Source organism: Streptomyces sp. NPDC058964 (genome assembly GCF_042741275.1).
GTDB lineage: Bacteria > Actinomycetota > Actinomycetes > Streptomycetales > Streptomycetaceae > Streptomyces.
Genome location: NZ_JBHYKH010000016.1, coordinates 10,075 through 22,945 on the forward strand (window position 1 = coordinate 10,075; position 12,871 = coordinate 22,945).

A 12,871-nucleotide genomic window follows, 5' to 3' on the forward strand; every position below is an offset into this window, starting at 1 on the left:
CCGCGCCCCCCCCCCGCCGGGCGGGGCGGCGCCCCCCGTGTGGCGGTTGGGGCGGGGTGGGGGCGCGGGCCCCCGCCGCGGCCCCCCCCCCCGGGCGGGCGGGGGGCGGGCCCGCGGCGCGGGGCCGCGACTCGTGGACGGGTCCGTAGCCGAGGCCGAAGACGACCGTCGCCGGATCCTGGTCGGGCTGGGCGGGCCGCTCGGCGGACGCGTCGCGGTGCAGGAGGCGCAGATGGCCCTCGAAGACCTCGGGGGAGCGCCACTCGACCCCGCTCAGGTCGGCGACCCGGAAGCTCTGGTCGCCGGCCTTCCACTTCGCGGAGGAGGCACCGGTCCAGGACCAGCGGAAGTGCACCGAGGTCCCGTCGAAGGACGCCTTGCCGTCGTACGCCTTGAAGTGCCGGGGCGCCTCGGGCGCGGCGACCAGGTGGCGCTCCGCGGGTCCGGACTCGGTGAGCTGCGCGCGCAGTTCGTCGGCGTAGTACTCGGCGAGGGTCTCGCGCTCGGCGGGCAGGACGAGACGGTAGGGGTCGTCGCCCTCCTTCAGCTGCCCGGCCGCCGCCTCCATCACCGGGTCCGCGCCGGGGCGCGGCTCCGCCCGCAGGACCACCGTGCCGCGCTTGCCGGGAGCGAGGGTCACACCGGAGAGCGCCGCGAGCGGGATGCGCCGTTCACCGAGGGTGTGGAACAGCTTCGGTGTTCGAATCCCGCGTTCGTAACGGATGAGCACAGAGTCGGACTCGAACTCCCAGGCGGCATGAAATCCGGCCAGTACGTCACCCATGCGGCTCATCGTATGCGGCACGCGCTCTTCCGTCCCCTCTCCGCGCGGACCGCAGTTCCTGCGCCTCTACGCGCGTCCGTCCGCCGTCGCGTCGGGCAAACCCGCCCGGCACACGTCGTCTTCGTGCGCGCACGTCACCGAGCGGTACGCGCCAACACCGATGTCCGCGAAGTTCCGCAGGCTGTCCGTGCCGGGCTCGAAATAGCCGCTGTGTCCCTGGGCGTCCCGCGCCGACAGCACCCGCGCGCCGAAGGCTCCGGACACCGGGTCCGCGCCGTGTCCGAGCCCGCCGACCTCCAGGTACGGCACGTCCTGGACCCAGTCGCTGGCGTCCCGCATCGCCCACACCCGGGCCGCCGTGCCCAGGTGCGAGGCCCGGGACACCCGCATGCCGGGGCTGGCCGCCACGGCTATGTCGGCCACCCGGTCCGGCATGGCGTGCGCGGCGACCCCGCAGACCACGGAGCCGTAGCTGTGGCAGAACATCGAGACGGGCGCGGTGCCGGGGAGGCCGCGCAGCAGCGCGTTCAGGCGTACGGCGCCGTCCTCGGCCCGCATCGCGGTGGCCGCGTCCACGCCGAGGCCGTCGGGCGCGGTGTAGTCGGCCCAGGCGATCACGGCCGTACGGGTCGTGGGGCTCGCGGTGCGCTCGGCCGAGTACAGGGCCTCGGCCATGCCGGCCGTCGCCGAGTACTTGCGGTACGTCTTCTGGAAGGTGAGCAGGTCGGTGTCGACGCCGGGCACGACGACGGAGATCCGCTCGGCCCTGTCGAGGTCGCCGAAGACCTCGGCGACCCGGCCCGTGCCCTCGGGGTCGAAGGCGAGGATGTGCCGGCCCTTGGCCCTCAGGGCCTCGTAGCGGTGCATACGGCGGCCCGCCTGCTGCTGCCCGGCGGGGCTGAGCCGGCTGTCGTGCATGCGCTTCCTGTCGACCTTGACCGCCTGTTTCAGGGCGACGCGGTTGGCGCGGTAGCGCAGGTCGACGGGTGCGCCGTTCATGTTGCCGACGGCGAGCGCGTAGCGGTGTGCGAGGCGGTCGCTCTCCTGCGGGGAGAGCGACCCGAAGAAACGGGCGAGCCGGGCGGGGGACGCGTCCGCGTCCGGCAGATGGTGGCCGTGGATGCGGCCGTGCTCCCACTTCGTGAGCGATGCCTGGAGCGGGGTCGTCCCCGGGTGGCTGCGCAGGGCGGTCCAGCCGGTGGTCGCGAGCATCACGAACACAACGCCCAGAGCGAGCAGCGCGCGCCAGACGTTGAGTTGCGGGGAGGTTTCGAAGGAAGTCACTGGGAGGACACACTAGGAGAACGGGCGGGTCTCGGGGTAACCGAGTGACAGGGATCACGTTTCGATGAGCGTGATGATGGCCTCAGTCGGTTTCGGCCCGCCGCCAGCTGCCGGCGAGCGCCGGTCCCACCTGATCGAGGTAGGAGGCCGTGAGCTCGCGGATCGCCGCGACGCTGAAGTCGTCGCCCACGGACCAGGCGCGCTCGGTGACCCGGATCACCGCGCCGAAGACGGCCACCACGAGCCGTGGCCGGGGGTCCAGGTCCACGTCCAGGCCCTCGCGCCCGGCGATGATCCGCGCGATCTCCTCCTCGATCTCCGCCGCGCGCCGCAGATGGGCGGCGAGCAGGGCGGGGGTCGCCTCGATCATCCGGTAGGCGCGCATGTGGAGTTCGACCGGGACGACGCGTTCCACGGCCTCCTCGATGGTGTCCCAGCTGTCCATCACGGCCCGGCGCAGCGCCTCCAGCGGCGCCTCGTGCGGCGGGCGTTGGCGCACGGCCCGGACGTAGTGGGACTCGGCGAGCCGCGGCACGAAGAAGGCCACGTCCTCCTTGCTGGCGAAGTAGCGGAAGAACGTGCGCTGCGACACGTCGACGGCGTCGGCGATCTCGTCGACGGTCGTCTCCTCGTACCCCTGGGTCGTGAACAGTTCGAGCGCGACCCGCAACAACGCGTCCCGGGTGCGCTGTTTCTTGCGTTCGCGCAACGTTTCCATATGTGTCAGTTACCGACTTGTGAATTGGTTTGTCAATTGTCAGTGGCTGTCACTAGCCTCGATGGCATGACTAGTCAGACCACCATCGACACGACGGGATCGGGGGACAAGGCGCCCGCGGCGCCGTCGGACGCGACCCCGGCCGCGGGCCTGCGCGGCCACCCGTGGTTCACCCTCATAACCGTCGCCGTAGGGGTCATGATGGTGGCCCTCGACGGCACCATCGTGGCCATCGCCAATCCGGCCATCGGCAAGGACCTGGGTGCCAGCTGGTCCGAACTGCAGTGGATCACCAACGCCTACTTCCTCGCCCTCGCGGTCTCCCTGATCACCGCGGGCAAGCTCGGTGACCGCTTCGGCCACCGGCAGACCTTCCTGATCGGTGTCGTCGGCTTCGCCGCGGCCTCGGGCGCCATCGGCCTGTCCGACAGCATCGGCCTCGTCGTGACCTTCCGCGTCCTCCAGGGCCTGTTCGGCGCGCTGCTCATGCCGGCCGCGCTCGGCCTGCTGCGGGCCACTTTCCCGGCCGAGAAGCTCAACATGGCGATCGGCATCTGGGGCATGGTGATCGGCGCGTCCACCGCGGGCGGTCCGATCCTCGGCGGTGTGCTGGTGCAGCACGTCAGCTGGCAGTCGGTGTTCTTCATCAATGTGCCGGTCGGCCTGGTCGCCCTCGTCCTCGGCGTGCTGATCCTGCGCGACCACCGCGCCGAGAACGCCCCGCGCTCCTTCGACCTGCTCGGCATCGCGCTGCTCTCCGGCGCGATGTTCTGCCTGGTCTGGGCGCTCATCAAGGCGCCCACGTGGGGCTGGGGCGACGGCAAGACCTGGGCGTTCATCGCCGGCTCGGTGCTGCTCTTCGCGCTCTTCTCCCTCTGGGAGACCAAGGTCGGGGAGCCGCTGATCCCGCTGGGCCTGTTCCGTTCGGTCCCGCTGGCCGCGGGCGTGGTCCTCATGGTGCTCATGGCCATCGCCTTCATGGGCGGCCTGTTCTTCGTGACGTTCTATCTGCAGAACGTCCACGGCATGGACCCGGTCGACGCCGGGACGCACCTGCTGCCCCTCACCGGCATGATGATCGTCGGCTCCCCGCTGGCCGGCGCCGTGATCACCAAGCTCGGCCCGCGCGTTCCGCTCGCAGGCGGCATGGTGGCCACCGCGATCGCGATGTACGGCATGTCGACGCTGAAGGCGGACACCGGCAGCGCCGTGATGTCCCTCTGGTTCGCGCTGCTCGGCCTCGGCCTCGCCCCGGTCATGGTCGGCGCCACCGAGGTCATCGTCGGCAACGCCCCGATGGAGCTGTCCGGTGTGGCCGGTGGTCTCCAGCAGGCCGCGATGCAGATCGGCGGCAGCCTCGGTACGGCGGTGCTGGGTGCCGTGATGGCCTCCAAGGTCGACAGCGACCTGCCGGGCAACTGGGCCGACGCGGGGCTCCCGAAGCTCACGCCAGCCCAGCTCGACCAGGCCTCGGAGGCGGTCCAGGTCGGTGTCGCGCCGGTGGCCAAGGGCACGCCGGAGCCGATCGTCGAGAAGATCACCTCGGTCGCGCACGACACCTTCATCTCCGGGATGAGCCTGGCCTCGCTCGTCGCCGCGGGCGTCGCGGCCGTCGCCGTCCTGGTGGCGCTGCTCACCAGGCGCGGTGAGAACGCGGAGTCGGGCGCGGGCGTGGGCCACATCTGAGGCGAGCACCGAAACCGGATCCGGGCGGAGTTCGCTCATCAGGGTGACTCCGCTAAAGATCCCTCGCCTCCGGCGCGCACCGCAGGTCACAGTGGGTCAAGTCCTCCGCAGGGCATGGGGGAAGAGAGGCCGCGGCGCGCTGCTGGAGGGGGGCAGCGCGCCGACAGGTCTGCGGACGCGGAACGGGGGTACCCGATTCATCGCACCCGAACAGTCCACCAGGACCAGGGAGTTGATGATGGCGTATCCCCGTACACGCGGCCGTACACGGCATCGGACCGGGCCGGACCGTGCGACGCTCGGCATCGTCGGAGTCATCTGCGCGGTCGCCGGTTTCTTCGCGCTGGGCATCGTCCTCGGCCCGCTGGCGATCGTCTGCGGCTGGCTCGCGATGGGCCGTGCCTGGTCGCCCTCCCGCCCCGTCCCGGCCCTGCTGGCCGTGGTCCTGGGCGCGATAGACACCCTCCTGGCCATCATCTGGCTGGCAGGCACGTCGACTCCGGGCAACGGAATGTTCTGACGACGTTGCGAGGGCCCGCCCTCACCCCGGCCGTTCCTCCACCGGCTCCCGCGCCGAGGCCAGCGCGGTGAGCGCGGCCACCTCCGCCCGGAGCGCGCGCACCTCCTCGGTCAGCGACTCGATGGCCTCCGTCTGCCGCCGCTCCTCCACGTCGTCCTTCTCGAACCGCGAGATGAACCACGCGGCGATGTTCGCGGTCACCACGCCCAGCAGCGCGATCCCGGACAGCATCAGACCGACCGCGATCATCCGCCCGAGCCCGGTGGTCGGCGCGTGGTCCCCGTACCCGACGGTCGTCATCGTCGTGAACGACCACCACACCGCGTCACCCAGCGTCCGGATGTTCCCGTTCGGCGACTCCCGCTCCACCGAGAGCACGGCAAGGGAACCGAACATCAGCAGCCCGACCACCGCCCCGGCGACATACGTCGTCAGCCGGATCTGGGAGGCCATCCGCGCCCGGCGCTGCACCAGCAGCAGCGTCGAGACGAGCCGCAGCAGCCGCAGCGGCTGGAGGATCGGCAGCACCACCGCGCACAGGTCCAGCCAGTGGGTCCGTACGAACTCCTTGCGCCGGCGCACGATCGCCAGCCGCACCAGGTAGTCCGTGGCGAAGGACCCCCACACCACCCACTCCACGACCGTGCACGCGGCCGTCAGGGAGTGCCCCGCCGAACTGTCCACGATCGGCACGGCATAGGCGAGGGCGAAGGCCACCGCGAGCGCCAGCAGGGGCCGTTGGGTGAGCCGTTCCCAACGCGCCTGCGCCGATTGTTCCTCCATGCCCGCATCGTAAGGAAAACGCAAGGGCGGTGGGACTCGATGCCCCACCGCCCTCAGCCGCCCGGGCCGCCCGGCGCTACGCGTCGCCCCCGGCGGCTCCCGGGTCCGCCGCCGACACGTCCAGCAGCTGGTAACGGTCGATGGCCTGCTTCAGCACCGAACGGTCGACCTTGCCCTCCCGGGCCAGCTCAGTGAGCACCGTCACCACGATCGACTGCGCGTCGATGTGGAAGAAGCGGCGTGCGGCGCCACGGGTGTCCGCGAAGCCGAAGCCGTCCGCACCGAGGGACTGGTAAGTCCCGGGGACCCACCGCGCGATCTGGTCCGGAACCGATCGCATCCAGTCGGACACGGCCACGAACGGGCCCTCGGAACCGTTCAGCTTGCGGGTGACGTACGGGGTGCGCTGCTCCTCCTCCGGGTGCAGCAGGTTGTGCTGCTCGCACTCCACGGCCTCGCGCCGCAGCTCGTTCCAGGAGGTCGCCGACCAGACGTCCGCCCGCACGTCCCACTCCTCGGCGAGGATCCGCTGCGCCTCGACCGCCCACGGTACCGCGACACCGGACGCCATGATCTGCGCCGGGACGGAGCCCGCCGTGCCCTCGCTGATCCGGTGGATCCCCTTGAGGATGCCCTCCACGTCGACATCCGCCGGCTCGGCAGGGTGCTGGATGGGCTCGTTGTAGACGGTGAGGTAGTAGAAGACGTCCTCACCGTGCGGGTGTTCCGCGTCGCCGCCGTACATGCGGCGCAGGCCGTCCTGGACGATGTACGCGATCTCGTACGAGTACGCCGGGTCGTAGGCGACACAGGCGGGGTTCGTCGAGGCGAGCAGCTGCGAGTGGCCGTCCGCGTGCTGCAGACCCTCACCGGTCAGGGTCGTACGCCCGGCGGTCGCGCCGAGGACGAAACCGCGCGACAGCTGGTCGGCCATCTGCCAGAACTGGTCACCCGTGCGCTGGAAACCGAACATCGAGTAGAAGACGTACACCGGGATCAGCGGCTCGCCGTGCGTCGCGTACGCCGAGCCGGCCGCGATCAGCGACGCCGTGCAGCCCGCCTCGGAGATGCCGTCGTGCAGCATCTGGCCGGTGGGCGACTCCTTGTAGGCCAGGAGCAGGTCGCGGTCCACCGCCTCGTACTGCTGACCGAGCGGGTTGTAGATCTTCGCGCTCGGGAAGAAGGAGTCCATGCCGAACGTGCGGTACTCGTCCGGCGCGATCAGCACGAACCGCTTGCCGATCTCCTTGTCCCGCATGAGGTCCTTGAGGAGCCGGACGAAGGCCATGGTCGTCGCGATGGACTGCTGGCCCGAGCCCTTCTTCACGCTCGCGTACGTCTTGTCGTCCGGCAGGGCGAGCGGCTTGGAACGCACGACGCGCGTCGGGACGTACCCGCCGCAGCCCTTGCGCCGGTCGTGCATGTACTGGATCTCCTCCGAGTTCCGGCCCGGGTGGTAGTACGGCGGCAGGCCGGACTCCAGCTCCTTGTCGGAGATCGGCAGGTGCAGGCGGTCGCGGAAGCCCTTGAGGTCGGCGACCGTCAGCTTCTTCATCTGGTGCGTGGCGTTGCGGCCCTCGAAGTTCGGTCCGAGGGTCCAGCCCTTGATCGTCTTGGCGAGGATCACGGTCGGCTGGCCCTTGTGCGCCTTGGCCGCCGAGAACGCCGCGAAGATCTTCCGGTGGTCGTGGCCGCCGCGGCCCAGGTGCAGGACCTGGTCATCGGTCATGTGCTCGACCATCGCGCGCAGCCGGTGGTCGCCGCCGAAGAAGTGGTCGCGGATGTACGCGCCGGACTCGGTCGCGTACGTCTGGAACTGACCGTCCGGCGTGGTGTTCATCTTGTTGACCAGCACGCCGTCGCGGTCCTGGGCGAGCAGCGGGTCCCAGCTCCGGTCCCAGACCAGCTTGATCACGTTCCAGCCGGCGCCCCGGAAGACCGACTCCAGCTCCTGGATGATCTTGCCGTTGCCGCGCACCGGGCCGTCCAGGCGCTGCAGGTTGCAGTTGACCACGAAGGTCAGGTTGTCCAGGCCCTCGCGCGCGGCGATGGACAGCTGGCCGAGCGACTCCGGCTCGTCCATCTCGCCGTCGCCGAGGAACGCCCAGACGTGCGACTTGGAGGTGTCCGCGATCCCGCGCGCCTCCATGTAGCGGTTCATCCGGGCCTGGTAGATCGCGCCCAGCGGGCCGAGGCCCATGGACACCGTCGGGAACTCCCAGAAGTCCGGCATGGAGCGCGGGTGCGGATAGCTGGAGAGCCCGTTCGGGTACTTCGACTTCTCCTGGCGGAAGCCGTCCAGCTGCTGCTCGGTGAGCCGGTCGAGCAGGTAGGCGCGCGCGTAGATGCCGGGGGAGGCGTGGCCCTGGAAGAAGACCTGGTCGCCGCCGTCGCCCTCGTCCTTGCCGCGGAAGAAGTGGTTGAAGCCCACGTCGTACAGGGAGGCGGAGGAGGCGAACGTGGCGATGTGGCCGCCGACACCGATGCCGGGCCGCTGCGCGCGGGAGACCATGACGGCCGCGTTCCAGCGGGTCGCGTTCAGGATCCTGCGCTCGATCTCCTCGTTGCCGGGGAAGAACGGCTCGTCCTTGGTCGCGATCGTGTTGACGTAGTCCGTGCTGCGCATCTCGGGCACGGCGACGCGCTTCTCGCGGGCGCGCTCGATCAGGCGGAGCATGAGGTAGCGGGCACGTTCCCGGCCGCGCTCGCCGACGGCGGCGTCGAGGGAGTCGAGCCACTCCTGGGTCTCTTCGGGATCGAAGTCAGGAACCTGACTCGGAAGGCCGCCAATGATGATCGGATTGCGATCGGATCCGGAAGCCACGCTGTTCCTTACCTGTCAGAGGGCCGCTTTTCTGCTTGGGCGTTGCTGCTCGGCGTTTCTTGTGCCGGTACCGTCCCCCATCGTGTACCTCGGGGAGGCTTACGTCATCTCTACCGTGGGGTAACCGAGATGTCCGTACGGTCTCCCTCAAGCCGTACTCGGGCGGCTCCGGCCAAAACGCAACGATACGCCCAGCGTATGACGCGATTGGCAAAAATGTTCGACTACCGTGCTCCTGGGTGATCTACAGAGGGTTCCCAAGCGGGTAAATCGGGCAGAAGCGTCTGGTGTAGGTCACCCTGGATCTAGAAGGCGTGCCAGGAGTTGCCACGACACGGCCGGGATCGTCACCGTTTCGGCGGTCTGAACGGCCGGGTACTTGCGCGATCCGCCCCGCCCGTGTGGACTACGGCCAATGCTTCGCGTACGCGCGTGGCTGAGATACTCACCAAGAAATGATCAGGAGGCAACCCGTGAGCGCGACCGCGGACCACGCGGAGGAGCGGACGAGCCCTGCCGTCAGGCTGGGGTTCCAGCCCGAGCAGGTGGTCCAGGAGATCGGCTACGACGACGACGTCGACCAGGAGCTCCGCGAGTCCATCGAGGAAGTCATCGGCAGTGAGCTCGTGGACGAGGACTACGACGACGTGGCCGACGCCGTCGTGCTGTGGTTCCGCGACGACGACGGCGACCTGACGGATGTGCTGGTGGACGCCACCACCTACATCGAGGAGGGCGGCACGATCCTGCTCCTCACGCCGAAGACGGGCCGTGACGGGTACGTCGAGCCGAGTGACATCTCGGAAGCCGCCGTGACGGCGGGGCTGTCGGCCTCCAAGAGCGTCAGCGTGGGCAAGGACTGGAGCGGCTCGCGTCTGGTGACGCCCAAGGCCGCGAAGTCCAAGAGGTAGCCGCCTCATCCCGGACACACAGGACGGGTCGAGTTCCGCTCGGCCCGTCCGCCGGTGTGCGGTGATCGCTGCGTAGGGTGGTGCCACCCGAACAGCCCCACCGAAGGGACGCAGGACGATGGCGATCCAGGTCGGCGACAAAGCGCCCGACTTCGAGCTCAAGGACAACCACGGCCGCACCGTGAAGCTCTCCGACTTCCGCGGCGAGCGCAACGTGGTGCTGCTCTTCTACCCCTTCGCCTTCACCGGCGTGTGCACCGGCGAGCTGTGCGAGCTGCGCGACAACCTGCCGCGGTTCTCGGAGCGCGAGACCCAGCTGCTCGCCGTCTCCAACGACTCCATCCACACCCTGCGCGTCTTCGCCGAGCAGGAGGACCTGGAGTACCCGCTGCTGAGCGACTTCTGGCCGCACGGCAACATTTCGCGCGCCTACGGCGTCTTCGACGAGGACAAGGGTTGCGCCGTCCGCGGGACCTTCATCATCGACAAGGAAGGCGTCGTGCGGTGGACCGTGGTCAACGGCCTGCCGGACGCGCGGGACCTGAACGAGTACGTGAAGGCGCTCGACACCCTGTGATTCTTCGGGTCCAGGGCCTGCGGGGGGCGGGAACCCGTCACTAGGATCGAATCGTTGATCCGGTATCCGAAGCACCACGGGGCTCCCCGCCCCTGGACACCATATGGAGGGACTCGTGGGAGTCAGCCTCAGCAAGGGCGGCAACGTATCCCTGACCAAGGAGGCCCCGGGTCTGACCGCGGTCCTCGTCGGTCTTGGCTGGGACGTCCGTACCACGACCGGCACCGACTTCGACCTCGACGCCAGCGCCCTGCTGCTGAACTCGTCGGGCAAGGTCGGCAGTGACCAGAACTTCGTCTTCTTCAACAACCTGAAGAGCCCGGACGGCTCGGTGGAGCACACCGGCGACAACCTCACCGGTGAGGGCGAGGGCGACGACGAGGTGATCAAGGTCAACCTGGCGGCGGTCCCGGCCGACGTGGACAAGATCGTCTTCCCGGTGTCGATCTACGACGCCGAGAACCGCCAGCAGTCCTTCGGCCAGGTCCGCAACGCCTTCATCCGCGTCGTCAACCAGGCCGGCGGCGCCGAGATCGCCCGTTACGACCTGAGCGAGGACGCCTCCACGGAGACCGCCATGGTCTTCGGCGAGCTCTACCGCAACGGCGCGGAGTGGAAGTTCCGTGCCATCGGCCAGGGGTATGCCTCGGGCCTGCGCGGGATCGCCCAGGACTTCGGCGTCAACGTCTGAGACCCGAACGCACTCATGTCCGGCGCCGCACCGTTTACGGTCGGCGCCGGACGCGCAGGACAACCGAAGAAGCACCACCTAGGGGAGGACCAGCATCATGGGCGTCACGCTCGCCAAGGGAGGCAACGTCTCCTTGTCCAAGGCCGCGCCGAATCTCACGAACGTGTTGATCGGGCTCGGCTGGGACGCGCGCTCCACCACCGGGGCACCTTTCGACCTGGACGCCAGCGCGCTGCTGTGCCAGGGCCAGCGGGTCCTGGGCGACGAGTGGTTCGTCTTCTACAACCAGCTGAAGAGCCCGGACGGTTCGGTGGAGCACACCGGTGACAACCTCACCGGTGAGGGCGAGGGCGACGACGAATCGATTCTGGTCGACCTGCAGAAGGTGCCGGCCGCCTGCGACAAGATCATCTTTCCGGTCTCGATCCACATGGCGGACGAGCGCGGCCAGACCTTCGGGCAGGTCTCCAACGCGTTCATCCGGGTCGCCAACCAGGCCGACGGCCAGGAGCTCGCGCGCTACGACCTCAGTGAGGACGCCTCCACCGAGACGGCCATGATCTTCGGCGAGCTCTACCGCTACGGCGGCGAATGGAAGTTCCGGGCCGTGGGCCAGGGGTACGCGTCCGGACTCAGGGGTATCGCCATGGACTTCGGGGTCAACGTCTCGTAGCGGGCCCGGCGGGTGACCGCACCTGCTCGGACCTGTGTGTGCCAGAGCCGGGAACCCCTCCTGGCCCGGCTTTAGGGGCAGGCCCTACACTTCGGGGTCAACAATGAGTAAAGCCGAGTACGGCGCGGGGGAGACCCGCTCCCAGACTTCGTCCGGGAGGTACCCCCCACACACGATTGGGTAGCCAGTGCTTCTGAAAACCTTCGGCTGGTCGTTCGCGGTCACCGCGCTCGGTCTGGCCGCGGCGGTCTTCTACGGGGGGTGGGAGGCCTTCGGCATCGTGGCGATCCTCTCCGTCCTCGAGATCTCCCTGTCGTTCGACAACGCGGTGGTCAACGCCGGAATCCTGAAGAAGATGAACGCCTTCTGGCAGAAGATCTTCCTCACGGTCGGTGTGCTCATCGCGGTCTTCGGCATGCGGCTGGTCTTCCCCGTCGTGATCGTCGCCATCAGCGCCAAGATGGGCCCCATCGAGGCCGTCGACCTCGCTCTGAACAACAAGGACCGCTACCAGGAGCTGGTGACCGACGCCCACCCGTCGATCGCCGCCTTCGGTGGCATGTTCCTGCTGATGATCTTCCTCGACTTCATCTTCGAGGACCGGGACATCCAGTGGCTGCGCTGGATCGAGCGGCCGCTGGCCAAGCTCGGCAAGGTCGACATGCTGTCGGTCTGCATCTCCCTGATCGTCCTGCTGATCACCTCCTTCACCTTCGCCACCCACGCCCACCAGCACGGCGGCGCTCACGTGGACAAGGCGCAGACGGTGCTGATCGCGGGCATCGCCGGCCTGATCACGTACATGATCGTCGGCGGTCTCTCCGGCTACTTCGAGGACAAGCTCGAGGAAGAGGAGGAGCGGGAGCACGAGGAGGAGGAAGAGGCCGCGCGCACCGGCAAGAAGCGCTCTCCGGTGGTGCTGGCCGGCCAGGCCGCGTTCTTCATGTTCCTCTACCTGGAGGTCCTGGACGCGTCCTTCTCCTTCGACGGCGTGATCGGCGCCTTCGCCATCACCAACGACATCGTCCTGATGGCGCTGGGCCTGGGCATCGGCGCGATGTACGTCCGGTCGCTCACCGTCTACCTGGTCCGCCAGGGCACCCTCGACGACTACGTCTACCTGGAGCACGGCGCCCACTACGCGATCGGCGCCCTGGCCGTGATCCTCATGGTCACCATCCAGTACGAGATCAACGAGGTCATCACGGGTCTCGTCGGCGTCGTCCTGATCGCCTGGTCCTTCTGGTCCTCCGTCCGCCGCAACCGCGCGCTGGAGGCGGCCTCGGGAAAAGCGACGGGCTCGGACGAGAAGACTGAGGTCTCGGTCTAGGGCCCGGTTCACGTCCAGGGTTCCTCACGCGCCAGGTGTGATCACCTTCCGGGTGAGGAACGCTCACTGCGGGGGGGGCGGCGGGGGGCG

General features: G+C 69.0%; 12 protein-coding genes. 7 read left to right on the forward strand and 5 right to left on the reverse strand.

All coding sequences use genetic code 11. The features are described 5' to 3' along the window. The 3 genes from ACFW2E_RS03700 to ACFW2E_RS03710 form a co-directional block, all read right to left on the reverse strand. The coding region (locus ACFW2E_RS03700; RefSeq protein ID WP_384460807.1) for a DUF4429 domain-containing protein at positions 1 to 784 on the reverse strand (784 nt) is incomplete at its 3' end. A 66-nt stretch (positions 785 to 850) separates the two neighbouring features. After that, positions 851 to 2,068 (reverse strand): alpha/beta hydrolase, encoded by a 1,218-nt coding sequence (locus tag ACFW2E_RS03705; protein WP_384460810.1) that lies wholly within the window; start codon positions 2,066 to 2,068, stop codon positions 851 to 853. 82 nt (positions 2,069 to 2,150) lie between these two features. After that, complete coding sequence (locus tag ACFW2E_RS03710) at positions 2,151 to 2,786, reverse strand: TetR family transcriptional regulator (protein WP_384460813.1); 636 nt, start codon at positions 2,784 to 2,786, stop codon at positions 2,151 to 2,153. A gap of 66 nt (positions 2,787 to 2,852) precedes the next feature. On the opposite strand from ACFW2E_RS03710, the gene ACFW2E_RS03715 reads away from it, so the two are divergent. Then, complete coding sequence (locus ACFW2E_RS03715; protein ID WP_384460816.1) at positions 2,853 to 4,472, forward strand: MFS transporter; 1,620 nt, start codon at positions 2,853 to 2,855, stop codon at positions 4,470 to 4,472. Between the two features lie 238 nt (positions 4,473 to 4,710). After that, on the forward strand, positions 4,711 to 4,992 hold the full coding sequence (locus ACFW2E_RS03720; RefSeq protein ID WP_384460819.1) for a small hydrophobic protein: 282 nt from the start codon (positions 4,711 to 4,713) through the stop codon (positions 4,990 to 4,992). A gap of 21 nt (positions 4,993 to 5,013) precedes the next feature. Here the strand turns inward: ACFW2E_RS03720 and ACFW2E_RS03725 are convergent, their stop codons facing one another. Continuing rightward, the gene (locus ACFW2E_RS03725; protein ID WP_384460821.1) at positions 5,014 to 5,775 is read right to left on the reverse strand and encodes a potassium channel family protein; all 762 of its coding nucleotides are present in this window, start codon (positions 5,773 to 5,775) and stop codon (positions 5,014 to 5,016) included. Between the two features lie 76 nt (positions 5,776 to 5,851). Then, positions 5,852 to 8,599, reverse strand: coding sequence for a pyruvate dehydrogenase (acetyl-transferring), homodimeric type (aceE, locus tag ACFW2E_RS03730; protein WP_384460825.1), 2,748 nt, complete (start codon positions 8,597 to 8,599; stop codon positions 5,852 to 5,854). Between the two features lie 473 nt (positions 8,600 to 9,072). Here aceE and ACFW2E_RS03735 point away from each other — a divergent pair, with 473 nt between their 5' ends. The 5 genes from ACFW2E_RS03735 to ACFW2E_RS03755 all read left to right on the forward strand — a co-directional run bounded on the left by ACFW2E_RS03735 (position 9,073) and on the right by ACFW2E_RS03755 (position 12,781). After that, the gene (locus ACFW2E_RS03735; RefSeq protein WP_384460828.1) at positions 9,073 to 9,510 is read left to right on the forward strand and encodes a DUF3052 domain-containing protein; all 438 of its coding nucleotides are present in this window, start codon (positions 9,073 to 9,075) and stop codon (positions 9,508 to 9,510) included. Positions 9,511 to 9,628: 118 nt separating this feature from the next. After that, positions 9,629 to 10,087 carry a peroxiredoxin gene (locus ACFW2E_RS03740; RefSeq protein WP_384460831.1) on the forward strand — a complete coding sequence of 153 codons (459 nt, stop codon included), beginning with the start codon at positions 9,629 to 9,631 and terminating at the stop codon, positions 10,085 to 10,087. 115 nt (positions 10,088 to 10,202) lie between these two features. Further along, positions 10,203 to 10,778: a TerD family protein gene (locus tag ACFW2E_RS03745; RefSeq protein ID WP_384460834.1), complete on the forward strand. Its 576-nt coding sequence runs from the start codon at positions 10,203 to 10,205 to the stop codon at positions 10,776 to 10,778. Between the two features lie 97 nt (positions 10,779 to 10,875). Continuing rightward, on the forward strand, positions 10,876 to 11,451 hold the full coding sequence (locus ACFW2E_RS03750; RefSeq protein ID WP_384460837.1) for a TerD family protein: 576 nt from the start codon (positions 10,876 to 10,878) through the stop codon (positions 11,449 to 11,451). A 187-nt stretch (positions 11,452 to 11,638) separates the two neighbouring features. Continuing rightward, positions 11,639 to 12,781: a DUF475 domain-containing protein gene (locus tag ACFW2E_RS03755; protein ID WP_384460840.1), complete on the forward strand. Its 1,143-nt coding sequence runs from the start codon at positions 11,639 to 11,641 to the stop codon at positions 12,779 to 12,781. The last annotated feature ends 90 nt before the right edge of the window (positions 12,782 to 12,871 follow it).

What these genes read in the sequence shown, in the direction of transcription:
- ACFW2E_RS03750 (WP_384460837.1), top strand. Translation starts at nt 10,876, where the DNA reads ATGGGCGTCACGCTCGCCAAGGGAGGCAACGTCTCCTTGTCCAAGGCC.
- ACFW2E_RS03720 (WP_384460819.1), top strand. Translation starts at nt 4,711, where the DNA reads ATGGCGTATCCCCGTACACGCGGCCGTACACGGCATCGGACCGGGCCG.
- ACFW2E_RS03710 (WP_384460813.1), bottom strand. Translation starts at nt 2,786, where the DNA reads ATGGAAACGTTGCGCGAACGCAAGAAACAGCGCACCCGGGACGCGTTG.
- ACFW2E_RS03725 (WP_384460821.1), bottom strand. Translation starts at nt 5,775, where the DNA reads ATGGAGGAACAATCGGCGCAGGCGCGTTGGGAACGGCTCACCCAACGG.
- ACFW2E_RS03715 (WP_384460816.1), top strand. Translation starts at nt 2,853, where the DNA reads ATGACTAGTCAGACCACCATCGACACGACGGGATCGGGGGACAAGGCG.
- ACFW2E_RS03740 (WP_384460831.1), top strand. Translation starts at nt 9,629, where the DNA reads ATGGCGATCCAGGTCGGCGACAAAGCGCCCGACTTCGAGCTCAAGGAC.